24 protein-coding genes are annotated in these 22,455 nt (G+C 67.0%); 9 read left to right on the top strand and 15 right to left on the bottom strand.

The window, feature by feature from the left end:
* Window positions 1-26 precede the first annotated feature (26 nt).
* The 9 genes from lolD to H9654_RS17815 form a co-directional block, all read right to left on the bottom strand.
* Entirely contained in the window at window positions 27-740 is a 714-nt protein-coding gene (gene lolD, locus H9654_RS13525; RefSeq protein ID WP_042614007.1) for a lipoprotein-releasing ABC transporter ATP-binding protein LolD, read from the bottom strand.
* Window positions 733-1,974, bottom strand: coding sequence for a lipoprotein-releasing ABC transporter permease subunit (locus H9654_RS13520; protein ID WP_191771258.1), 1,242 nt, complete (start codon window positions 1,972-1,974; stop codon window positions 733-735). The genes lolD and H9654_RS13520 overlap by 8 nt, the downstream gene beginning before the upstream one ends.
* Window positions 1,975-2,009: 35 nt before the next feature.
* Window positions 2,010-2,450 carry a hypothetical protein gene (locus H9654_RS13515; protein ID WP_191771257.1) on the bottom strand — a complete coding sequence of 147 codons (441 nt, stop codon included), beginning with the start codon at window positions 2,448-2,450 and terminating at the stop codon, window positions 2,010-2,012.
* Window positions 2,401-2,649, bottom strand: a complete 249-nt coding sequence (locus H9654_RS13510; RefSeq protein WP_101099873.1) for an FAD assembly factor SdhE — start codon at window positions 2,647-2,649, stop codon at window positions 2,401-2,403. The genes H9654_RS13515 and H9654_RS13510 overlap by 50 nt, the downstream gene beginning before the upstream one ends.
* A 70-nt stretch (window positions 2,650-2,719) precedes the next feature.
* Window positions 2,720-3,505 (bottom strand): succinate dehydrogenase iron-sulfur subunit, encoded by a 786-nt coding sequence (locus tag H9654_RS13505; RefSeq protein WP_101099863.1) that lies wholly within the window; start codon window positions 3,503-3,505, stop codon window positions 2,720-2,722.
* A gap of 69 nt (window positions 3,506-3,574) precedes the next feature.
* A complete protein-coding gene (gene sdhA, locus H9654_RS13500; protein WP_191771256.1) occupies window positions 3,575-5,365 on the bottom strand; it encodes a succinate dehydrogenase flavoprotein subunit in 1,791 nt (596 codons plus the stop codon).
* Between the two features lie 31 nt (window positions 5,366-5,396).
* Window positions 5,397-5,783 (bottom strand): succinate dehydrogenase, hydrophobic membrane anchor protein, encoded by a 387-nt coding sequence (gene sdhD / locus H9654_RS13495; RefSeq protein ID WP_042614013.1) that lies wholly within the window; start codon window positions 5,781-5,783, stop codon window positions 5,397-5,399.
* Window positions 5,780-6,175: a succinate dehydrogenase, cytochrome b556 subunit gene (gene sdhC, locus H9654_RS13490; protein ID WP_042614014.1), complete on the bottom strand. Its 396-nt coding sequence runs from the start codon at window positions 6,173-6,175 to the stop codon at window positions 5,780-5,782. Before sdhC ends, sdhD begins: the two co-directional genes overlap by 4 nt.
* 57 nt (window positions 6,176-6,232) lie before the next feature.
* Window positions 6,233-6,406 carry a DUF1674 domain-containing protein gene (locus H9654_RS17815; protein WP_080335156.1) on the bottom strand — a complete coding sequence of 58 codons (174 nt, stop codon included), beginning with the start codon at window positions 6,404-6,406 and terminating at the stop codon, window positions 6,233-6,235.
* Window positions 6,407-6,445: 39 nt separating this feature from the next.
* Between H9654_RS17815 and ygfZ the strand changes: the two genes are divergently transcribed.
* A complete protein-coding gene (ygfZ, locus tag H9654_RS13485; RefSeq protein ID WP_318241142.1) occupies window positions 6,446-7,318 on the top strand; it encodes a CAF17-like 4Fe-4S cluster assembly/insertion protein YgfZ in 873 nt (290 codons plus the stop codon).
* Window positions 7,319-7,433: 115 nt separating this feature from the next.
* Here ygfZ and H9654_RS13480 read toward each other — a convergent pair whose 3' ends face one another.
* A complete protein-coding gene (locus H9654_RS13480; RefSeq protein ID WP_191771254.1) occupies window positions 7,434-8,522 on the bottom strand; it encodes an ABC transporter ATP-binding protein in 1,089 nt (362 codons plus the stop codon).
* Between the two features lie 342 nt (window positions 8,523-8,864).
* On the opposite strand from H9654_RS13480, the gene zwf reads away from it, so the two are divergent.
* The 5 genes from zwf to eda all read left to right on the top strand — a co-directional run bounded on the left by zwf (window position 8,865) and on the right by eda (window position 14,844).
* Window positions 8,865-10,301 carry a glucose-6-phosphate dehydrogenase gene (gene zwf / locus H9654_RS13475; RefSeq protein WP_191771253.1) on the top strand — a complete coding sequence of 479 codons (1,437 nt, stop codon included), beginning with the start codon at window positions 8,865-8,867 and terminating at the stop codon, window positions 10,299-10,301.
* Window positions 10,298-11,305: a glucokinase gene (gene glk, locus H9654_RS13470; protein WP_101099858.1), complete on the top strand. Its 1,008-nt coding sequence runs from the start codon at window positions 10,298-10,300 to the stop codon at window positions 11,303-11,305. Before zwf ends, glk begins: the two co-directional genes overlap by 4 nt.
* Window positions 11,305-12,027, top strand: coding sequence for a 6-phosphogluconolactonase (pgl, locus tag H9654_RS13465; RefSeq protein ID WP_191771252.1), 723 nt, complete (start codon window positions 11,305-11,307; stop codon window positions 12,025-12,027). The genes glk and pgl overlap by 1 nt, the downstream gene beginning before the upstream one ends.
* Before the next feature lie 41 nt (window positions 12,028-12,068).
* Entirely contained in the window at window positions 12,069-13,985 is a 1,917-nt protein-coding gene (edd, locus tag H9654_RS13460; protein WP_101099856.1) for a phosphogluconate dehydratase, read from the top strand.
* Window positions 13,986-14,184: 199 nt separating this feature from the next.
* Window positions 14,185-14,844: a bifunctional 4-hydroxy-2-oxoglutarate aldolase/2-dehydro-3-deoxy-phosphogluconate aldolase gene (gene eda, locus H9654_RS13455; RefSeq protein ID WP_191771251.1), complete on the top strand. Its 660-nt coding sequence runs from the start codon at window positions 14,185-14,187 to the stop codon at window positions 14,842-14,844.
* 98 nt (window positions 14,845-14,942) lie between these two features.
* Here eda and H9654_RS13450 read toward each other — a convergent pair whose 3' ends face one another.
* From H9654_RS13450 to ispG, 3 genes are all read right to left on the bottom strand, one after another.
* Window positions 14,943-15,590, bottom strand: coding sequence for a response regulator (locus H9654_RS13450; protein ID WP_042614023.1), 648 nt, complete (start codon window positions 15,588-15,590; stop codon window positions 14,943-14,945).
* A 195-nt stretch (window positions 15,591-15,785) separates the two neighbouring features.
* Complete coding sequence (locus tag H9654_RS13445) at window positions 15,786-16,511, bottom strand: phosphatase PAP2 family protein (protein ID WP_191771250.1); 726 nt, start codon at window positions 16,509-16,511, stop codon at window positions 15,786-15,788.
* On the bottom strand, window positions 16,492-17,757 hold the full coding sequence (gene ispG / locus H9654_RS13440) for a flavodoxin-dependent (E)-4-hydroxy-3-methylbut-2-enyl-diphosphate synthase (RefSeq protein WP_191771249.1): 1,266 nt from the start codon (window positions 17,755-17,757) through the stop codon (window positions 16,492-16,494). Before ispG ends, H9654_RS13445 begins: the two co-directional genes overlap by 20 nt.
* A gap of 113 nt (window positions 17,758-17,870) precedes the next feature.
* Between ispG and H9654_RS13435 the strand changes: the two genes are divergently transcribed.
* Together H9654_RS13435 and H9654_RS13430 are read left to right on the top strand one after the other, a co-directional pair.
* Window positions 17,871-19,100 carry an ATP-binding protein gene (locus H9654_RS13435; protein ID WP_191771248.1) on the top strand — a complete coding sequence of 410 codons (1,230 nt, stop codon included), beginning with the start codon at window positions 17,871-17,873 and terminating at the stop codon, window positions 19,098-19,100.
* On the top strand, window positions 19,097-19,678 hold the full coding sequence (locus H9654_RS13430; RefSeq protein WP_191771247.1) for a response regulator transcription factor: 582 nt from the start codon (window positions 19,097-19,099) through the stop codon (window positions 19,676-19,678). The genes H9654_RS13435 and H9654_RS13430 overlap by 4 nt, the downstream gene beginning before the upstream one ends.
* Window positions 19,679-19,776: 98 nt before the next feature.
* Here H9654_RS13430 and pgi read toward each other — a convergent pair whose 3' ends face one another.
* Together pgi and panD are read right to left on the bottom strand one after the other, a co-directional pair.
* The gene (gene pgi / locus H9654_RS13425; RefSeq protein ID WP_191771246.1) at window positions 19,777-21,288 is read right to left on the bottom strand and encodes a glucose-6-phosphate isomerase; all 1,512 of its coding nucleotides are present in this window, start codon (window positions 21,286-21,288) and stop codon (window positions 19,777-19,779) included.
* Entirely contained in the window at window positions 21,285-21,665 is a 381-nt protein-coding gene (panD, locus tag H9654_RS13420; RefSeq protein ID WP_042614028.1) for an aspartate 1-decarboxylase, read from the bottom strand. The genes pgi and panD overlap by 4 nt, the downstream gene beginning before the upstream one ends.
* 170 nt (window positions 21,666-21,835) lie before the next feature.
* Here panD and H9654_RS13415 point away from each other — a divergent pair, with 170 nt between their 5' ends.
* The gene (locus H9654_RS13415; RefSeq protein WP_191771245.1) at window positions 21,836-22,429 is read left to right on the top strand and encodes a hypothetical protein; all 594 of its coding nucleotides are present in this window, start codon (window positions 21,836-21,838) and stop codon (window positions 22,427-22,429) included.
* The last annotated feature ends 26 nt before the right edge of the window (window positions 22,430-22,455 follow it).

Here is a 22,455-nt window from a genome sequence, read left to right as displayed (position 1 = left end):
CCCCCCCCCCCCCCCCGCCACTACCCTCAGACGTCGGCGTGGGCCAATGCGTGCAGCTTGCCTTCGCGCAGTTCCAGCACGCGGTCCAGCTTGCGCGCCAGGCTGCGGTCATGGGTGACCAGCACCAGCGAGGTATGCCGGGCGCGGTTGAGTTCCAGCATCAGCTCGAACACAGTGCCGGCGGTGCGGTCATCCAAGTTGCCGGTGGGTTCGTCGCCGAGCACGCAGGCCGGCTGGTTGACCAGTGCACGGGCCACGGCGGCGCGTTGGCGCTCGCCACCGGACAGCTCACCGGGCTTGTGCTGCAGGCGATGGCCCAGGCCGACCGACTCCAGCAGCTGCCTGGCGCGGTCATTGGCCGCGGCAACTTCACCACCGCCGAGCAGCACCGGCATCATCACGTTTTCCAGCGCGGTGAACTCCGGCAGCAGGTGGTGGAACTGGTACACGAAGCCCAGCGCGCGATTGCGCAGCAGGCCACGGGCGCCGTCGGACAGCGTAGACATCTGCTGGCCGGTAACGAACACCTCGCCCGCGCTCGGCGTGTCCAGCCCGCCCAGCAGGTGCAGCAGCGTGCTCTTGCCTGCACCGGAGGCACCGATGATGGCCACGGTTTCGCCGGCGCTGACCTGCAGGTCCAGGCCATCGAACACCGGCGTATGCATCCGGCCTTCGGCGTAGGTCTTGCCCAGCGCCTGCGCGCGGATCACTTCCTGCCCGGGGGAGAAAACCTCATTCATAACGCAGCGCCTCCGCGGGCTGGGTGCGGGCGGCGCGCCACGCCGGGTACAGGGTGGCCAGGAAGCTCATCAGCAGCGCCACCACGGTGATCACCACGATGTCGGCGGTCTGCATGTCGGTCGGCAGGCCAGTGATGTAATACACGTCTTCCGGCAGCAGCTTGACGTTGAACACTGCCTCGATGGCGCCGAGGATGCGTTCCAGGTTGAGGGTCAGGGTGATGCCGCCGATCACGCCGGCGACGGTGCCGATGATGCCGATCAGCGAACCCTGCACCATGAACACCCCCATCACCCCGCGTGGGGTCAGCCCCAGCGTGCGCAGGATGGCGATGTCGGCCTGCTTGTCGGTTACCAGCATCACCTGCGAGGACACCAGGTTGAAGGCGCCCATCGCGATGATCAGCGACAGCAGGATGCCCATCACCACTTTTTCCATCCGCAACGAGTGGTACAGGTTGGCGTTCTGCTGGGTCCAGTCACTGACCCGGTAGGCACCGCCCAGGCGCTGCGCCAGGTCCACCCCGACGGTGAGCGCCTGGTCCATGTCATGCAGCTTCAAGCGCACGCCGGTGGCGCCGTCGATGCGCAGCACGCGCTCCAGGTCCTTCATGTTGGCGAACGCGACGCCGCGGTCGATCTCGTTGTAGCCGGCTTCGAAGATGCCGCTGACGGTGAAACGCTTCATGCGCGGGATCGCGCCCATCGGCGTGCCCTGCACTTCGGCCAGCGTTGCCACCACCTGGTCACCGACGCCCACGCCCAGCCACGTCGCCAGCTCCTGGCCGAGGATGATGTTGTAACTGCCCTGCGTGAGGCTGTCGAAGCGGCCCTTCTTCATTTTCTCGGCAACCACCGAGACCTTCGGCTCCATCGCCGGGTCCACGCCCTGCACCAGCGCGCCCTGCACGCGGGGGCCGCTGATCATGGCCTGGATCTCGATGTACGGCGCGGCACCGGCCACGCGCGGATCCTGGTAGGCCACGTCCACGGCGCGCTGCCAGTCGCTCATCGGCTCGCCGTCGCGGGTGATGGTGGTGTGCGCGGACATCTGCAGCAGACGGTCGCGGATTTCCTTCTGGAAACCACTCATCACCGCCAGCGTGGTGATCAATACCGTCACGCCAAGCGCGATGCCGAGGATCGATGCCATCGAAATGAAGGAGATGAAGCCGTTGCGGCGCTTGGCCCGCAGGTAGCGCAGGCCGATGGACACGGGAATGGGTTTGAACATGCAGGTGCGCCAATAGATTCAGCGTATGGTGCCACCTACGGCGGCTTACGGGAAACCTGCCGTGCACGGACGGCCAGACGCAGTTCACGTCGTTGGCCGGGGGACAGCACATCCGGCCAGAAAAGCAGCACGCCGCGCCTTCTCCCCGGACCCTGCCAGCGCAGCTGCAGCCAAGGGCCGCGCACGTGCAGCGCGGGATCTTCCAGCTCCCTTCCGTCCAGCAGCAGGGGGCGAGGCGCGTCCTGCAACCACAGCACGCGACAAGGCGCACCCAGCCGCCGCCACAGCAGCAACGCCTGCACCAACCAGCACAGCAGCACGACCGGCGGCTGCAGCCGCACCGGCATCCCACTGGCGCCGATCAACCACGGTGCGGCCAGCAGCACCATCGCCTCGGCCACGGCCTGCAGCCGCGATGGGCGCCATTCAAGCCTTGAGGGTGCGGATCCGGTCGAGCAAGGGGACGGCGTGTGCATGCGGGCAGGCCTCGTAACCCATGAACCACCGCCACAACTTATCGTCCTCGCAATCGAGCAGGAACAGGAAAACCTCCCGCTCTTCGGCCGGGGCCGCAGCCCACTCGCGGTCGAGGTAATGCTCGAACAGCTGGTCCAGCTCACGCATGCCGCGGCGGCAACGCCAGCGCAGCTTCTTCAACAGGATCGCTTCGTCCATCGTCATTCCCGGATAACGCAACGCCGAGCAGGGCTCGGCGTCGCGGGGTACTTCACGGCAACCGCACCACTCAGGCGCGGCGGGCCATCATCAGCTTCTTGATCTCGGCGATCGCCAGCGCCGGGTTCAGGCCCTTCGGGCAGGTCCGTGCGCAGTTCATGATGGTGTGGCAGCGATACAGCTTGAACGGATCTTCCAGATCGTCCAGGCGCGCACCGGTGTCCTCATCACGCGAATCGATGATCCAGCGGTAGGCCTGCAGCAGGATCGCCGGGCCCAGGTAGCGCTCGCCATTCCACCAGTAGCTCGGGCAGCTGGTGGAGCAGCATGCGCACAGGATGCACTCGTACAGGCCGTCCAGCTTCTTGCGGTCTTCCGGCGACTGCAGGCGCTCGCGGTCCGGCGGTGCCGGGGTCTGCGTGCGGATCCACGGCTTGATCGACGCATACTGCGCGTAGAAGTGGGTCAGGTCCGGCACCAGGTCCTTGACCACGCTCATGTGCGGCAGCGGGTAGATCGGCACTTCGGCCTTGCCGCAGTCGGCGATGGCGCGGGTGCAGGCCAGCGTATTGGTGCCGTCGATGTTCATCGCGCACGAACCGCAGATGCCCTCGCGGCACGAACGACGGAAGGTCAGCGTCGGATCGATCTCGTTCTTGATCTTGATCAGCGCGTCCAGGACCATCGGACCGCACGCGTCGAGGTCGATCTCATACGTATCGGTACGCGGGTTGCTGTCGTCGTCCGGACTCCAGCGGTAGACCTTGAAGGTACGCAGGTTCTTCGCGCCGCTGGCGGCGGGGAAGTGCTTGCCCTTCGTGATCTTTGAATTCTTCGGCAGGGAAAACTCGGCCATGGCTGCTCTCGTTGGCTCAGGCGGCCCGCGCCGTCAAGGCGCGGATTGCATGGTAGGCGGGGGTCGCGATCAGTACACGCGCGGCTTCGGCGGCACCACGTCAACCTCGTCGGTCAGCGTGTACATGTGCACCGGACGGTAATCGAAGCTGCACTTGCCCTTGTCGTCGACCTTGACCAGCGTGTGCTTGTGCCAGTTGACGTCGTCGCGGTCCGGGAAGTCTTCGTGCGCGTGCGCACCACGGCTTTCCTTGCGCTGCTCGGCCGAGTTGATCGTCGCCACTGCATTGAGCAGCAGGTTGTTCAGCTCGTAGGTTTCGATCAGGTCCGAATTCCAGACCAGCGAGCGATCGCTGACCTTGACGTCCTGGAACGAATCGAAGATGCCGGCCATCTTCTCGCAGCCTTCCTTCAGCGTCTGGCTGGTGCGGAACACGGCGGCATCGGCCTGCATGGTGCGCTGCATGTTGTCGCGGATCACCGAGGTCGGCGTATCGCCCTTGGCGTAACGCAGCTTGTCCAGCAGGCCCAGTGCCTTGTCGCAGGCATCGGCCTGCAGCGGCTTGTGCGTAGCGCCCGGCTTGATCGTCTCGGCGCAGCGGTTGGCCACCGCGCGACCGAACACCACCAGGTCCAGCAGCGAGTTTGAACCGAGGCGGTTGGCACCATGCACCGACACGCAGGCCGCTTCGCCGATGGCGTACAGGCCCGGGATCACCGCATCGGGGTTGTCGCCGTCGATGCGCACCACTTCGCCATGGAAGTTGGTCGGGATGCCGCCCATGTTGTAGTGCACGGTCGGGATGACCGGGATCGGCTGCTTGTGCACGTCCACGCCGGCGAAGATGCGCGCGCTTTCGGCGATACCCGGCAGCTTGTCGTCGATCACGCCCGGGCCGAGGTGGGTCAGGTCGAGCAGGATGTGGTCCTTGTGCTCGCCGACGCCGCGACCTTCGCGGATTTCCACGGTCATCGAACGCGCGACCACGTCACGCGACGCCAGGTCCTTGTAGTGCGGTGCGTAACGCTCCATGAAGCGCTCGCCGCTGCTGTTGCGCAGGATGCCGCCTTCGCCGCGCACGCCTTCGGTGATCAGGCAGCCCGCCCCGTAGATGCCGGTCGGGTGGAACTGCACGAACTCCATGTCCTGCATCGCGATGCCCGCGCGCATGGCCAGGCCGCCGCCGTCACCGGTGCAGGTGTGGGCCGAGGTGGCGCTGAAGTACGCACGGCCGTAGCCGCCGGTGGCCAGCACCACGCCCTGGGCGCGGAACAGGTGCAGCGAACCTTCGGCCATGTCGATGGCCAGCACGCCGCGGCAGGTCCCGTCTTCGTCGAAGATCAGGTCCAGCGCGAAGTACTCGATCATGAAGCGCGCATCGTGCTTCAACGACTGCTGGTACAGCGTGTGCAGCATGGCGTGGCCGGTACGGTCGGCCGCCGCGCAGGTGCGCTGCGCCGCCGGGCCTTCGCCATACTTGGTGGTCATGCCACCGAACGGGCGCTGGTAGATCTTGCCCTCTTCGGTACGGCTGAACGGCACGCCGTAGTGTTCCAGCTCGATGATCGCCGGGATCGCCTCGCGGCACATGTACTCGATGGCGTCCTGGTCACCCAGCCAATCCGAGCCCTTGATCGTGTCGTAGAAGTGGTAGCGCCAGTCGTCCTCGCCCATGTTGCCGAGCGCGGCGGAGATGCCACCCTGGGCGGCAACGGTGTGCGAACGGGTCGGGAAGACCTTGGTCAGGCACACGGTCTGCAGGCCCTTGGCAGCCAGTCCGAAGGTCGCGCGCAGGCCGGCACCGCCGGCGCCCACCACGACCATGTCGTACTTGTGTTCGGTGATCTTGTAAGCGGACATCTACTCTGTATTCCTGTCTTGGTGCCTGGGTTCAGGCCGCGCCGAGCGCGATGCGGACCACAGCGAACACACTGACGATGGCACCGAGCACGGCGATGAACTTCACCGTGGTCTGCAGCGCGACGGCCAGCAGCGAATTATGGATGTAGTCCTCAAGGACCACCTGCAGGCCGATCTGGGCATGCCAGAACATGGCCACCAGGAACCCGACCACCAGGATCGCATTCCACGGCTTGGCGACGGCGGCCATGGCGGTCGCATGGTCGTCGCCCATCAGGCCGACCACGAACACCAGGAACCAGATCGACAGCACGACCAGCGCGGTGGCGGTCAGGCGCTGGTTGACGAAGTGTTCGGTGCCGGTCTTGGCGGCACCCAGGCCTCGCACGTTCTTCAGCGGGGTGCGGAAACGGCTCATGCGGCACCTCCGGCAAGCAGCACGTAGCCGAACACCAGGGCGGTGATCAGCAGCGAGCCGATCACCGAAATCCACGCGCTGCGCACGAACGAGGGAATGCTCATGCCGATGGCGAAGTCCTGGCACATGTGGCGGATGCCGTTGAGCAGGTGGTAGGCGAAGGCCCAGGTCCATCCGAACAGGATGAGCTGGCCGTACCAGGCACCGGCGTGGTCGGTGAAACAGGTCCAGGACGCGGGACCCATCATCAGGGCGAGCAGGCCGCCGGCAATGATCAGGGCGCCCACCGACAGGATGATGCCGGTGGCTCGATGCAGGATCGAGGCAACCATCTGGATCTGCCAGCGGTACACCTGCAGGTGCGGGGATAGGGGACGTTCTCTGCTCGCCATTCGCTGGGCTCGTTGTCTCGGCTGGGCGGCACAATGCCGCGTTGGCTCAATGCTGGATCAGAAATCGATGCAGCGTCCGTTTTTCTCCCAATCACCGTAGCGCACCGGATCAAGTCCGCCGCGGCCACCGTATTCCTTCTGCTCGGCAGGCATGCCTTCGGGCGCGGGCGCCGTCGGATCCAGCGGGGCTTCAGTTTCGGTGTCGGGAGTGGGGGTTGTTTGGCCTATCATCAGGATTCTCGCAACGCACAAATTCTAGACCTCGTTCACGTGCCTGACAACCTTTCCCCTGATTTAGTTGCATATGCCCTGCTGGAAGACCGCCAGCTGGTCTCCCTTTCCGGCCCCGATGCGGTGACGTTCGCGCAGGCGCAGTTCTCCAGCGATGTGGCCGCGCTGAGCGATTCGCATTGGCACTGGAGCGCGTGGTTGACCGCCAAAGGCCGCACGATCGCGGTGTTTCAGCTCATCCGGCTCAGCTCCGACGCGCTCCTGCTGGTCCTCGCTGACGGCGACGCAGATGCGATTGCTTCGCAGTTGCAGCGTTTTGTGTTCCGTCGGAAGGTGAAAATCACGCGCCGCGAGGATCTCCAGGTGCGGGCTGCTTTCGCTGCACCGCAGGCCGCGGTCGGCGCAACCGTGGCCGGTTCGCTGGAAGAAATGCTGGAACTGGACCTTGGCGGAACGAGTCTGCTGCGGGTGATGTGCATCACCCCGACGGAGGCCGACCTCAAGACGGCGGACGCCGATGCGGCATTGACCGCCGCGTGGCGCCAGGCCGACCTGCGGCTGGGCCTGCCCCGCCTGGTGCCGAACCAGCGCGAACACTGGACCCCGCAGCAGCTGGGACTGGATCGGCTGAACGGTTACAGCGTCCGCAAGGGCTGCTACCCCGGCCAGGAGATCGTCGCGCGCACGCATTTCCTGGGCAAGGCCAAGCGGGCATTGCAGCTGCTGCAGCTGTCGGCGCCCGCAGAGCCCGGCGCCAGCGTGGAGCAGGACGGCAGCGTGCTGGGCAGCATCGCCAGCGTGGCCGATGGGCTTGCACTGGCGGTGTTGCCGCTGGAAACCAGCGATGGGGCGCTCAGCGTGGGCGGCGCACCGGCGCAGCGGTTGCCGCTGCACGATGGTTTGGCGCGCTGACCGCGCTTGTAGTGCCGACCTTGGTCGGCGGCTTTTCCTGGTGAAGCGCGTGACGACCAACGGTCGTCACCCACCACCCAGCGGTCGTCACCCGCCACGGCCGTCACTACCGGAATCAGGCGCCCAGGCGTTCGCCGGTTTCCGCATCGAAGAAATGCAGCGCATTGGGCTGCACGGCCAGCTTCAGTGTTTCACCCACTGCCGGCAGCGCACGCGGCGCCACCCGCATGGTCAGCGCATGCTGGCCGCTGACCAGGTTCACGAAGATTTCGTTGCCTACCGGCTCGATGCCTTCGATGCGCGCATCGAAGGTCCATTCGGCACCGGCGTCGGCCGGCTGCAGGTGCTCCGGGCGCACGCCCACCGCGATCGGCTTGTCCAGCCAGCGCGGATCGATGGTCGCCTGGCCCAGCGGCGCCGTCCAATCGCCATCGCGCACCACCACACCGGCCGCACTGCCCTGCAGGGTGCCACGCAGCACGTTCATCGCCGGGCTGCCGAGGAAGCCCGCCACGAACAGGTTGGCCGGACGGTCGTACAGCTCCATCGGCGTGTCGATCTGTTGGATCACGCCGTCCTTCAGCACCACGATGCGCTGGCCCAGGGTCATCGCTTCGACCTGGTCATGGGTCACATAGATCATCGTGGTTCCCAGCTTGCGGTGCAGCTGTGCGATTTCGGTGCGCACGCTGTGGCGCAGCTTGGCATCCAGGTTGGACAGCGGCTCGTCCAGCAGGAACACCGCCGGCTCGCGCACCAGTGCGCGGCCCAGCGCCACGCGCTGGCGCTGACCACCGGACATCGCCTTGGGCAGCTTGTCCATCATGTCGGTCAGGCCAAGCGTCTGCGCCGCTTCACTGATGCGCTTGTCGATGGTGGCCTTGTCGTGGCCGCGCAGCTTCAGCCCGAAGGCCAGGTTTTCGGCCACGGTCATGTGCGGGTACAGCGCGTAGCTCTGGAACACCATGGCGATGTCACGGTCTTTGGGCGCCACGTCATTGACCACGCGCTCGCCGATGGTCAGCGTACCGCCACTGATTTCTTCCAGGCCTGCGATCATCCGCAGCAGGGTCGACTTGCCGCAGCCCGACGGGCCGACCAATACCATCAGCTCGCCATCGGCGACCTCGAAGGTAGCGTCCTTCACCGCGACCTGGCCGTTGTCGTAGACCTTGCGCACACCCTGCAACTGCACTTTTGCCATTTCACTCTTCCAGTCCGCCCGTCACCGGGGCTGTTGCACGTGGACTGCCTTCGGCCCTCCCGACGGCAGTGTTTTTGCCTCAGTGCCGCATGACGGCGCCAATGCAATCGAATACAGTTGCACATTCTGCCATGTAAACGTTTTCACGTGGCAGTATCCCTAGGTCGGAACGCATCATCTGCGTCACGATGTACGGACAGTACCCCGCCCGCCCGTGGTGGGTCGTATCGGCAGACGTCGGATGGCCCGTTGCAGCAGGCGGACAAAGCAATGCCAAACCTTCCCCGGAACCCAGCCAGGCAGCGATTGACAACGATGTCACCCGGATCTGAAACTCGAGCGATGCACGATACCCTCTTCCTGTTCGGCGCCACTGGCGATCTGGCCCAGCGCTATCTCTTCCCCTCATTGCTGCGCCTGCTTGGCGACGGCCTGTTGCCGGAAGACTTCAAGGTCCGCGCCCTGGCGCTCTCACCGCATGACACCGCGGCGTTCCGGGACATCCTGCGCCCGCGCCTGCAGCAGGCCATGCCACTGGCCACCGCCGAGGACATCGCCTCGCTGTTGCAGCGCATCGACTACCGTTCGGTGGACCTGCGCAACGCCGATTCGGTGGCCGAAGCGGTGTCCGACCTGGTCGACCGCCGCTGTGTCAGCTACCTGGCCATTCCGCCGGGCCTGTACATCTCCACCTGCGAAGGCCTGGCCAAGGGTGGCGCGCTGGCGGCACCGCACCGGCTGATGCTGGAAAAGCCGATCGGCAGCGACAGCGAAAGTGCCGAGCAGATCATCGGCACCATCGGCCAGTGGATCGACGAAGACCGCGTGTTCCGCCTGGACCATTACCTGGGCAAGGCGGCGGTGCAGAACCTGATCGCACTGCGCTTCGGCAATACGCTGCTGGAAGCAGTGTGGAACCGCAACTACATCGAATCGGTGCACATCCTGGTGTCCGAGAGCGAAGGCGTGGACGGCCGCGATGCCTACTACGCACGCTCCGGCGCGCTGCGTGACATGGTGCAGAGCCATATCCTGCAGCTGCTGTGCCTGGTGGCGATGGAGCCGCCGGCATCGCTGGAAGCCGATCGCATCCGCGATGAGAAGGTCAAGGTGCTGCGCTCGCTGCGTCCGCTGGATGCCAGGCACGCCGCGCGTGACAGCGTCCGTGGCCGCTATACCGCCGGCACCATCGACGGCCAGCCGGCGCAGGCCTATCAGCCGCCGGAAGGCAGCGACGTGGAGACCTTCGCCGGCGTCACCGCGCATATCGACAACTGGCGCTGGAGCGGCGTGCCGTTCCACCTGGTCACCGGCAAACGCCTGCCCGAGCGCACCAGCCGCGTGGTGGTGACGCTCAAGCCGGTCACCCACTGGCTGTTCGAACGCCCGCACCGTGGACAGGCCACGCCGAACCGACTGGTGTTCCAGCTGCAGCCACAGGAAAACATCGAACTGGGCCTGATGAGCAGCCTGGCCGGCCCGGAATGGGGCGCGCTGGAACTGCAGCCGCTGGAACTGGAGCTGTCCGTGCCGACCGGCCTGCACCGCCGCATCGCCTATGAACGACTGTTCCTGGATGCCTTCAACGGCAACCATGCGCTGTTCGTACGCGATGACGAAGTGCGCGCGGCCTGGCAGTGGATCGACAGCGTGGCCGATGCCTGGAAGGACGCCGCGCTGCCGCTGCAGCCCTACCCCGCCGGTACGTGGGGCCCGGACGCCGCGGCCGGCTTCCTGCCCGGCGATGTCGATGGCAGCACGGCCGGGGACAAGGCATGACGGTGCTGGCGCAGCCGATCCTGGTCGCCGACATCGGCGGCACCAACGCGCGCTTCGCGCTGGCGGACACGGCGCATGACACGCCCCTGCTGGAAGACAGCATCCGCGAATTCCCGGTGGTGGACTTCCCTTCGCTCGGTGATGCCGCCCGCCACTACCTGCAGGAAGTGGGCGCCGAAGCCAGCCGCGGGGTGTTCGCGGTGGCCGGCCGGGTGGACGGCGATGAAGCCCGCATCACCAATCATCCCTGGGTGATTTCGCGCAGCCGCACCGCCGCCATGCTCGGTTTTACCGAGCTGCACCTGATCAACGATTTCGCTGCCCAGGCGATGGCCATTTCGCTGCTGCAGCCCAAGGATGTGGTGCAGATCGGTGGCGCCAGCTGGAGCCCGCGACGCAGCGGTGCGCCGGCCAACTACGGCGTCATCGGCCCGGGCACCGGGCTGGGCGTCGGCGGGCTGGTGATCCGCCATGACCGCTGCTTCCCGCTGGAAACCGAGGGCGGCCATGTCAGCTTCCCGCCGGGCACGCCGGAAGAAATCCGCATCCTGGAAATCCTCTCGGAAACCTTTGGCCGGGTCTCCAACGAACGCCTGATCTGCGGCCCCGGCCTGGTCAACATCCATCGCGCCGTATGCGAGATGGCCGGTTTCGACCCGGGCCACCTGAAGCCGGCCGACGTCACCGCACGCGCCGGCGCGGGTGATCCGCAGGCGATGCGCGCGGTGGACCTGTTCTGCGCGATCTTCGGCGCCATCGCCGGCGACCTGGTGCTGATACAGGGCGCATGGGACGGCGTATTCCTGACCGGCGGACTGGTGCCGCGCATGCTGGAATCGCTGCAGCATTCCGGTTTCCGCCAGCGCTTCGAACACAAGGGGCGCTTCTCTTCGATCATGGGCCGGGTTCCGTCGCTGGCGGTGATCCATCCCAATCCGGGCCTGCTGGGTGCGGCGGCGTACGCCGTCGATGCCGAGTGCGCCGTCGCTGGAGCTGCTGCCTGATGCCTACCCCGTTCTCTTCTGATCGCGTCGAGTTCATCGCCCACCGCGAGGCCGACGGCTGGATCGAAGCGGTCGCCGCCGACATGGCGAAGATCCTCAACACCGACATCGCCGAACACGGCCGCGCGCGCATGCTGCTGTCCGGCGGCACTACGCCGGCGCCGGTGTACCAGGCACTGGCCGAACTGGACGTGCATTGGGACCGGGTGGAAGTGAGCCTGGCCGATGAGCGCTGGCTGTCGCCGCAGGATCGCGACAGCAACGCCCACCTGGTGCGCGAAAGCTTCCTGCAGCGCGCCGAAGGGGCTCATTTCGATCCGCTGGTGCGCATCGGCAAGCCGTTGCCGGAGTGCGTCTATACCGCCAACCTGCAGGCGCAGTACAGCCTGCCACCCAGCCTGGTGGCGCTGGGCATGGGCAATGACGGGCATACCTGCTCGCTGTTCCCGGGCTCGCGCGACCTGCAGCGCGCGCTGGAAAGCACCCTGCCCTATGCCGCACTGGACGCGACCGGTTGCCCCGGCTCGAACCAGTGGCCGCTGCGCATCACGCTGACCCCGCACGGCCTGCGTGCCTGCCGCCAGCGCCTGCTGCTGCTGCGTGGCAAGCAGAAACTGGAAGTCCTGCAGCACGCACTGGACAGCAACGATGTCCAGCAGTACCCGATCCTCGCCGCCATCGACCAGCCCGGCCCGCGCCTGCGCGTGCACTGGGCCGACTGATCCGACGTTCCCTCTCGCCACCTCTTCCACGCTGGTAGCCAATGAGTCTGCATCCGCAACTGCACGCCATCACCGAGCGCATCGTGCGCCGCAGCGCCGCTTCGCGCGCCGCTTACCTGGCCGGCATCGACGCCGCCCTGCGCGATGGCCCGTTCCGCAGCCGCCTGAGCTGCGGCAACCTTGCCCACGGCTTTGCCGCCTGCGGTGGCACCGACAAGGGCCGCCTGCGTGGCGGGGTGACGCCGAACCTCGGCATCATCACCTCCTACAACGACATGTTGTCGGCGCACCAACCGTTCGAGACCTATCCCGAGCAGATCCGTGAGATCGCCCGCGAATGGGGCGCGACCGCGCAGGTGGCCGGCGGCGTGCCGGCGATGTGCGACGGCGTGACCCAGGGCCGCGGCGGCATGGAGCTGTCGCTGTTCTCGCGCGATGTCATCGCCCAGTCCACCGCCATCGGGCTCAGCCACGACATGTTCGATGCGGCGATCTACCTCGGCGTGTGCGACAAGATCGTGCCGGGCCTGCTGATCGGCGCGCTGGCCTTCGGCCACCTGCCCTCGGTGTTCGTGCCGGCCGGCCCGATGACGCCGGGCATTCCGAACAAGCAGAAGGCCGAAGTGCGCGAGCGCTATGCCGCCGGCGAAGCCACCCGCGAGGAACTGCTGGAAGCCGAAGCGGCCTCCTACCACGGCGCCGGCACCTGCACGTTCTACGGCACGGCCAACTCCAACCAGGTGCTGCTGGAAGCGATGGGCGTGCAGCTGCCGGGTGCCTCGTTCGTCAACCCCGAACAGACCCTGCGCGGCGCGCTGACCCGCGAAGCGACCGTGCGTGCGCTGGAAATGACCGCGCTGGGCGATGACTACCGCCCCATCGGGCGGATCATCGACGAGCGCGCGATCATCAACGCGATCGTCGCCTTGATGGCCACCGGCGGCTCCACCAACCACACCATCCACTGGATCGCGGTGGCCCGCGCCGCCGGCATCGTGGTGACCTGGGACGACATGGACCAGCTGTCCCAGCTGATCCCGCTGCTGACCCGGGTGTACCCCAATGGCGAGGCCGACGTGAACCGCTTCGCGGCCGCAGGCGGCCCCGCCTTCGTGTTCGGCGAGCTGATCCGCGCCGGGCTGATGCACGGCGACATCGTCACCGTGGCACGCGGTGGCATGGCCGACTACGCGCGCGAGCCACGCCTGCAGGACGGCCAGGTGGTCTGGGTGGACGGCATCATCCGCAGTGCTGATGAAGACGTCGCGCGCGGCGTGGACAATCCCTTCGAAAGCCAGGGCGGCCTGCGCCTGCTGCGCGGCAACCTCGGTCGTTCGCTGATCAAGCTGTCGGCGGTGAAGCCGCAGTACCGCAGCATCGAGGCCCCTGCGGTGGTCGTTGATGCGCCGCAGGTGCTGAACAAGCTGCATGCGGCCGGCCTGCTGCCACAGGACTTCGTGGCCGTGGTGCGTTACCAGGGGCCGCGCGCCAACGGCATGCCGGAACTGCATTCACTGGCACCGTTGCTGGGCCTGCTGCAGAACCAGGGCCGGCGCGTGGCGCTGGTGACCGATGGGCGCCTGTCCGGCGCGTCGGGCAAGATTCCCGCGGCGATCCACATGACCCCTGAAGCGGCGCGCGGCGGCCCCTTGGGCAAGCTGCGCGAGGGCGACATCATCCGCCTGGATGGCGAAGCCGGCACCTTGGAAGTTCTGGTCGACGAGGCCGAATGGGCGGCGCGCACGCATGCGCCGAACACCGCACCGGCAGCCAATGATCTGGGACGCAACCTGTTCGCGGTCAACCGCCTGGTGGTGGGACCGGCCGACCAGGGCGCGATCTCGATTTCGTGCGGGCCGGCGGCCGCCGATGGCAGTGCGTGGGATTACGATGCGGAATATGAGCTGGGGCATGATGCCGCGGCGGCGGATGCGCCACATGAGGCGAAGGACGCCTGAGGCGCATTGCGCGGTGGGTTGGTCGGCTGGCGGTGGCGGCGGGAATGCCGCCGCCAGGACCCGCCGTGAACCCATCCATGGGGGCTCGCACTCGCGCGTCGTGCGCGAGAGCGGTCCTGCCGGCGGCATTCCCACCGCCACCTCGGACACACGTCGGCGCATCCACGCGCCGCAGACAAATAAAAAGGAAGAGCAGGGCATGAGCATTCAGCAGCATCAGGTGCGGGCGGCGGAAATGTTGACGGCGGCGGGGATCCTGCCGGTGGTGACGGTGCATACGCTGGATCAGGCGCGGGCGGTCAGTGCGGCGCTGCTGGAAGGCGGCCTGCCGGCCATCGAGCTTACCCTGCGTACGCCGGTGGCGATGGACGCGCTGGCGATGTTGAAGCGCGAGCTGCCGGGCGTGGTGGTCGGCGCGGGCACGGTGCTGACGGTGGAGCAGATGCAGCAGTCCATCGATGCCGGCGCGGATTTCCTGGTCACGCCGGGCACCCCGACGCACATGGCCGATGCGCTCGCCGCTGCGCCGCTGCCGGTGGTGCCCGGTGCGGCGTCACCGACCGAACTGCTGGCGCTCTACGCGCGTGGTTTCCGGGTCTGCAAGCTGTTCCCGGCCACGGCGGTGGGTGGGCTGGCGATGATCAAGGGCCTGGCCGGGCCGGTGCCGGACCTGAAGCTGTGCCCGACCGGTGGCATCACCGAAGACAGCGCCGCGGAGTACCTGGAGCAGAAGAACGTGGTCTGCATCGGCGGTTCGTGGATGGTGCCGGGCAACTGGATCGCCGACGGGGCGTGGGACAAGGTGCGCGATGCCGCCGCCGGTGCGGCGAAGATCGTGGCGCGGGTGCGCGGTCGCTGAGGGGTAGCGCCGAGCCATGCTCGGCGGGGTTAAAAATGTGACGACCAACGGTCGTCACCCACCACGACCAACGGTCGTTAACCCACCACCCATCGCGATCACATCGGGCGTGCCGGGTCCACCAGGCCGTACTGGCTGGCCATGCGGGCCAGTGCGATGTTGTCGTGGATTCCCATCTTTTCGAACAGACGCGCCTTGTGCGTGTTGATGGTCTTGGCGCTCAGGCTGAGCCGGCGCGCGATGTCTTCCTGACGCAGCCCCTGGGTCAGCAGCAGGGCCACTTCCAGTTCGCGCGGCGACAGGCTGTCGAATGGCGAGGCACTGCCTTCCACCGTGGACAGGGCCAGGTTCTGCGCGATGTTGCTGCCCAGGTAACGCCGCCCAAGTGACGCATCGCGAACTGCGCGCAGCAGTTCCTGCGCGTTGCAGCCTTTGCTGATGTAGCCCGATGCACCGGCTTCCAGCAGGCGCTTGGGCATCGGCCCGTCTTCCAGCACCGACACGATGACGACCCGCGTGGCCTCCTGGCCGCGCACGATCCGTTCGGTGACTTCCAGCCCGCTGACGCCCGGCAGGTGGAGATCGCACAGCACCACGTCCGGCTTCAGTTGCCGGATCTCGCGCAGCGCATCTTCGCCGCACTCTGCCTCGCCGATGACCTCCATATCGGTTTCGCCGGACAGGATCATCTTCATACCGGTGCGGACCAATGCGTGGTCGTCCACCAGATAGACACGAATCGTCATGCATCTTCCCCTTTCACTACCGCTTCCGACTTCCACGGTAGGTACCGGGAAGACGTCCCACAAGCGCAGTTCCCGACACCTTGTTCCGAATTGCGGCGGGAATCACATTGACCCGGCTCTGGCATTCCGGGGACCGCCATGATTGGTCCTTTGAGATCAATATAGCCTACTAACGGCCCGATCTTTATGATTCATTCACGCCACGGGAACATCTGTGCCTCCGCGCCAAGGCCGGCGCTGGCGGAACATCACCAGGTAACACCCCACCACCCAGACCAGCGCAGCGCACCAGCCGGCCAGGATGTCGGAAGGGTAATGCACGCCCAGGTAGACCCGCGACACGCTGACCAGCACCGCGAACAGCGGCGCCAGCACGGCAACCGGCCAGCGCCAGCGGGTGTTCCAGGCCAGCAGCACGGCCACGCAGGCGAAGGTCATCGACCCCATCGCGTGGCCACTGGGGAAGCTGTAGGTAGATTCCGGCGCGATCGATTCCCACAGGCTCGGCCGGTCACGCTGGAAGAACTGCTTGCTGCCCATGTTCAGCAGCGCCGAGCCGACGAAGCCGATGGCGGCAAAGGCGGCTTCACGCCATCGTTTGAACCACAACAGCGCCGCCACGATGACCACATCGGCCGGGATCAGGAACCACTCGTAGCCGAGCCGGGTGATGATCACCACCATCTGGTCCAGTACCGGCCCGTGCCAGCCATGCAGGCGCCACAACAACGGCGCGTCGAAATGGAAGGCCTCGAACTCGTGCACTTCATCGGCAAGCTCGACGAACACCGCCAGCGGCAACAGCACGCCGGCGAACAACAGCACGAACCGCCAGGCATTTCGCGAGAGCCAGTGCCGGACGCCGGCAGCCTCTTCCTCCGAGCCGGCCGTCATCCCCGACTTACCCGGCGCTTCGGACATAGTTCTGTTCGACGTAGTCGTCTATCAGCTTGACGAAATCCTGGGCGATGTTCTCGCCGCGCAGGGTGATCTTCTTCTCGCCATCGACGAACACCGGCGCGGCGGGCGCTTCCCCGGTACCCGGCAGCGAAATGCCGATGTTGGCGTGACGCGACTCACCCGGCCCGTTGACGATGCAGCCCATCACGGCCAACGTCATGTTCTCCGCACCGGGATGTTCGATCTTCCACAGCGGCATGCGTTCGCGTACGTGGTTCTGAACCACTTTCGCCAGCTCCTGGAAGAACTCGGAGGTGGTGCGGCCACAGCCCGGGCACGCGGTGACCAGCGGGGTGAACGCACGCTGCCCGGTGGTCTGCAGCAGCTCCTGGGCGACGATCACTTCCTGGGTCCGCGACTGGCCCGGTTCGGGCGTGAGCGAGATCCGGATGGTGTCACCGATGCCTTCCTGCATCAGCACCGCCAGCGCCGCCGCCGAGGCCACGATGCCCTTGCTGCCGATGCCGGCTTCGGTCAGGCCCAGGTGCAGGGCGAAGTCCGAACGCTGGGCAAGATCACGGTACACCGCGATCAGCTCCTGCACGCCACTGACCTTCGCCGAGAGCACGATGCGATCGCGTGGCAGGCCGAGTTCGACCGCGGTTTCGGCCGAATCCAGCGCAGACCGGATCAGTGCTTCGCGCAGCACGCGGCCGGCATCCCACGGCTGTTCGCGCTGGGTGTTCTCATCCATCAACCGGGCCGCCAGCGATTGGTCCAGCGAGCCCCAGTTGGCGCCGATGCGTACCGGCTTGCCGTAGCGGATCGCGAACTCGATCAGCTGCGCGAACTGCAGATCTTTCTTCTTGCCGAAGCCGACGTTGCCCGGATTGATACGGTACTTGGCCAGGGCTTCGGCACAGGCCGGCTCGGCGCTCAGCAGCTGGTGGCCGTTGTAATGGAAGTCACCGATCAACGGTACCTCGATGCCCATCATCGCCAGCTTGTCGACGATGCGCGGAATGGCCGCGGCGGACTCGGGGTTGTTGACGGTCAGGCGCACCATTTCCGAACCGGCCCGCCACAACTCGGCGACCTGCTTGACGCTGGACGCCACGTCGGCGGTATCGGTGTTGGTCATCGACTGCACCACCACCGGCTTGCCACCGCCCACCACCACGCCGCCGATGCGGACAGGCTGGGTCAGTCGGCGCGGCCAGGAGGTGGGCTCGGCGGGCGGTGTCGGTCGGGAAACGGCGTCATGCATCGCAATATTCTAGCGCTGCTGCGCGACCGTCGGGTGACTCCCATTCAGCCGCGGTGGCATGTGCGGCCGATTGTCGCAGGCGGTACACGCGGGCAACGCATACGATGGCCATCATGACATCCCCCGATGCCCCTTTCCTGCAGACCCTGTGCAGCCTGCGCTGGCTGGCCACCGCCGGGCAGGCGGCCACCATCCTGGTCGCCACCTGGGTGCTTGGCCTGCCCCTGCCGCAGGTTCCACTGTGGGCCGGCGTGGCCGTGCTGGCGCTGTTCAACACCTACGCCCAGCTGCGCGTCCACGGCACCGATACCGCCCCGGTGACCGCATTCGGGCACATCCTGGTGGATGTGACCGTGCTGACCTGGATGGTCGGCTGGAGTGGCGGCATCACCAATCCGTTCGGCTCGCTGTTCCTGATCCTGATCGCCCTGGCGGCGCTCGCCCTGCCAGCGCGCTGGACGCTGGCGGTGGCCGCTGCCTGCCTGATCGGCTACTGCGTCAGCGCAGCGTTCGGCCTGCCGCTGCCTGCAGGCGGCTACTTTGCGCCGGAAGTCCTGCAGCAATGGGGCGTGGTGGCGAATTTCCTGATTTCGGTGACGGTCGTGCTGGCGTTCTCCACGCGGCTGGCCATCGCCCTGCGCCAGCGCGAACACGAACTGTCGCTGCTGCGGGAGCGCTTCGCACGCAACGAAGGCATCGTCGCACTGGCCACCCATGCGGCCTCGGTCGCCCACGAACTCAATACGCCCCTGGCGACGATGACCCTGCTGGCCGACGACATCGCCGAACAGAACCAGAGCACCGACGTGCGCGACGACGTGGAAACCCTGCGCGAGCTGCTGGTGCAGTGCCGCGAACGGGTGTTGGCGCTGGCCGCGCCGGCGTCGCCGGATGCCCCCGGTCGCGGACCGTCCACCGCCCTGCAGGTGCTGGAACAGTGGCGCCTGGTGCGCCCGACCATCACCCTCACCCGCAACCCCGACGCCCCGCTGACCCGGCCACTGGATGCCGGCGTGGGCCACCTGCTGATGGTCCTGCTGAACAACGCCGCCGAAGCCGGCGAACAGGTCGGCCGCGCGGAAGTGGAGCTTTCGCTGCGCATCGAGGGCGATGATCTGGTCGGCGAGGTGCGCGACTTCGGTCCCGGCTTCGACACGCGCAAGGCGGTGCTGCCCGGCACCTTGTTCAGCTCCAGCAAGAGCGAAGGCATGGGCGTGGGACTGGCCCTGTCCCACGCCACCATTGAACGCCTGAACGGTGAAATGTGGATGCGTCCGGCGCAGGGCGCCGGCAGCCGCGTCGGCTTCCGCATCCCCCTGGTCCCCCGCGAGGAAACCCCATGAACAGGCCCTTCCCCACCCCGGCCTCGCTGCACGGTGATGGCCTGCTGGTCGATGATGACGAGCTGTACCTGCGCACCCTGCAGCGCAGCCTGGCGCGCAAAGGGCTGGAAACGCGTACGGCGCAGGATTCGGCCAGCGCATTGCTGCTGGCCCGGCAGCAGCCGCCGGCGTTCGCCCTGATCGACCTGAAGCTTGGCAGTGAGTCCGGACTGGCGCTGATCCAGCCGTTGCGCGCGCTGCGCGCGGACATGCGCATCCTGCTGGTGACCGGCTATGCCAGCATCGCTACCGCGGTGGAGGCGATCAAGCTGGGCGCGGACGATTACCTGCCCAAGCCGGCCACGGTGCCGATGATCCTGCGCGCACTGGGCGAAGAAGATGACGGTCCCGACGACGACGGCGAGCTGGACCTGCCCGATGCGATGACACCGATCAGCCGGCTGCAGTGGGAGCACATCCAGCAGGCGATGCATGAGACCGGTGGCAACGTGTCAGCCGCAGCGCGCCTGCTGGGCATGCACCGCCGTTCACTGCAGCGCAAGCTGGCCAAGCGGCCGAGCCCGGAGCCTTTGCGCTAGGCGGTAGCGCCGAGCCATGCTCGGCGAGCGCAGCGGCCGGGGCAACGGCAAGCGCGTGACGGCCAGCGGCCGTCACTACCGGGGGCCGCGCCCGGGTTTTACCTCAGCAGACCCAGCACTTCCAGGGTCAGCGGGTCGGTGATCTCCACCGCCTCGCCCTGCAGCGCCGGCAGCAGCTGGCCGGCAAGCTGCTTGCCCAGCTCCACGCCGAACTGGTCGAAGGCGTTGATGTTCCAGATCACCGACTGTACGTACACCGCGTGCTCGTACATCGCGATCAGCGCACCCAGCGCCTGCGGGGTCAGCGCATCGAGCAGGATCAACGTGCTCGGCCGGCCGCCGGGATAATCGCGGTGCGGATCGTCGCTGGACTGGCCATTGGCCAGCGCTTCGGTCTGCGCCAGCAGGTTGGCCAGCAGCGCTTGGTGGTTGACCGTGTAGGGATTGTCACTGCGGACGCAACCGATGAAATCGGCCGGGATCACGCTGGTGCCCTGATGCAGCGCCTGGAAGAAGCTGTGCTGCACATCGGTGCCCGCCCCGCCCCACCACACCGGCACGGTATCGCTGGCGACCGGCTGGCCATCACGCTGCACGCGCTTGCCCAGGCTTTCCATCACCAACTGCTGCAGGTAGGCCGGCAGCAACGCCAGGCGCTGGTCATAGGTCATCACCGCGTGCGTGGCATGGCCCAGCACGTTGCGGTTCCAGATATCGGTCAGGGCGTGCAGCACCGGCAGGTTGCGCTCCAGCGGCGCATCCAGTGCGTGCGCGTCCATCTGCGAGGCGCCTTCGAGCAAGGCTTCGAAACGCTCGAAGCCGATCGCCAGCGCGATCGGAAAACCGACCGCCGACCACAGCGAATAGCGGCCGCCGACCCAGTCCCACATCGGCAGCACGCGGCTGGAGGCGATGTCGAACGCCTTGGCGGCACGCTCGGGGTTGGCGCTGACTGCATACAGGCGTTCGCTGCCGCCCAGCCAATCGTGCAGGATCTGCCCGTTGAGCAGCGTCTCCTGGGTGCCGAACGTCTTGGAGATCAGCACGCCGGCGGTGCGCGCCGGGTCCAGCGTGGCCAGCGTGCGCTGCATGGCGGCGCCATCCACGTTGGACACGAAATGCACGCGCAGGCGGCTGCCATCCACCGGACGCAGGGCGTCGGCAACCAGCCGCGGACCCAGGTCCGAGCCGCCGATACCCACGCTCACCACATCGGTGACGCCGCTGCTTTCCAGCGCGCGCACCAGCTCGCCCATCCGCTGGCGGACCCCGCGCGCGGTGGCGTAGGCATCGGCAGCCACCGGCGCATCGACCACATCACCGCGCAGCGCGGTGTGCAGCGCGGCGCGGCCTTCGGTGAGGTTGACCTGCTCGCCGCGGAACAGACGCGCGATGGCGCCGCCGACATCGCGATCAGCGGCCAGCGACAGCAATGCCTGCAGCGCCGCGGCGTCGTATTTCTGCCGCGCGAAGTTGACGTACAACGGACCGACCCGCAGTGCCAGATCCTTTACCCGGCCGGGTTCGGCCGCGAGCAGGTCGGGGATGCGCGCGCCACGCAGGCGCTGGGCATGGGAGTGAAGCGTGTCGAGTCCGTTGTTCGTTGTCATGCGGCCTGGGTCGGGATGCTGTCGTTGGTATGGGAGATCTGGTTGTTGCCGTCCACATATACCAGCTTCGGCCGGAAGCTGTCTGCTTCCTGCTCGCTCATCGTGGCGAAGGCAGCGATGATGATGATGTCGCCGACCTGCACGTGACGGGCGGCGCCGCCATTGAGCGAGACCACGCCGCTGCCGGCTTCGGCACGGATGGCATAGGTGCTGAACCGGGCGCCGTTGGTGACGTCCCAGATATGCACCTGCTCGAACTCACGGATGCCCGTGGCCGCCAGCAGGTTGTCGTCGATCGCGATCGACCCTTCGTAGTTCAGCTCCGAATGGGTGACGGTGGCGCGGTGGATCTTGGTCTTCAGCAAGGACAGGTGCATGGCACAGGCAACGCGGTAAAGGAAAGTCGGGATTCTACCACCTGGGGGATTGGCGAAAGCGGCGTGCGACGCCAGTCAGACAGCGGTTCAGGTCCCGCCTGCCACGCACGATTCCCGCAAGCGCGACGGCTCAGCTTGCGGTGAACTGGGGATTCCATCCAGGAGCTGCCATGTTCGCCACCCTGAGCCGTGCCAAGGATTTCGACCAGCGTGTCCTCCGCTTCTCCGGCCCCACCCGGATCGGCGATGCCCCCGCAGAACCCCGGCGGAGACAGCTGCGCTCGGTTGCCGTACGCAACCTGGACCGACCGACGGCCGCGCCACAGCCGCGCCGCGTGGAGCGGCCGCCCGCGCGGCAGCCGGCCGCTGTGCCGGTCGCGGACAAGGCCAAGGCCAAGGCGGAAGAGCCGCTGCAGTTCCCCGCCACCGGCATCTATGCCGCGCACCCGATGCTGCGCAGGATCGCGAACCTGGAAGCCAGGCTGTCGCGGGCGGCCTGGGCCGAGGCCGAACAGGCGGACAAGGCAAGGTCGGTGGCCAGCGGCTTCCGCTACTGCGTGCGCGGTGCTGCCCGCGTTCCGGCGTCCGGCAGCGGGCAGGCCGATCCGCCGCCCGAGCCGACCCGCCTCGATCTGGAATCAACCAAGGCGATGGAGATCGCAGTGCAGATCCATGAAGCGCGGATAGCCTGCGGGCAGCCGGTCTACCCTGACAGAACCTGGTACCGCGAGGGCCTGGTCTGGCGGGCGCTGGAACAGCTGTAGAAAAAAGGGGTCAGGACCCCGTCTCG

The organism is Stenotrophomonas lacuserhaii (assembly GCF_014836545.1).
Taxonomy (GTDB): Bacteria; Pseudomonadota; Gammaproteobacteria; order Xanthomonadales; family Xanthomonadaceae; genus Stenotrophomonas; species Stenotrophomonas lacuserhaii.
The sequence above is the reverse complement of the archived record's forward strand: the minus strand, read 5'-3'. Positions and strand labels throughout refer to the sequence as shown.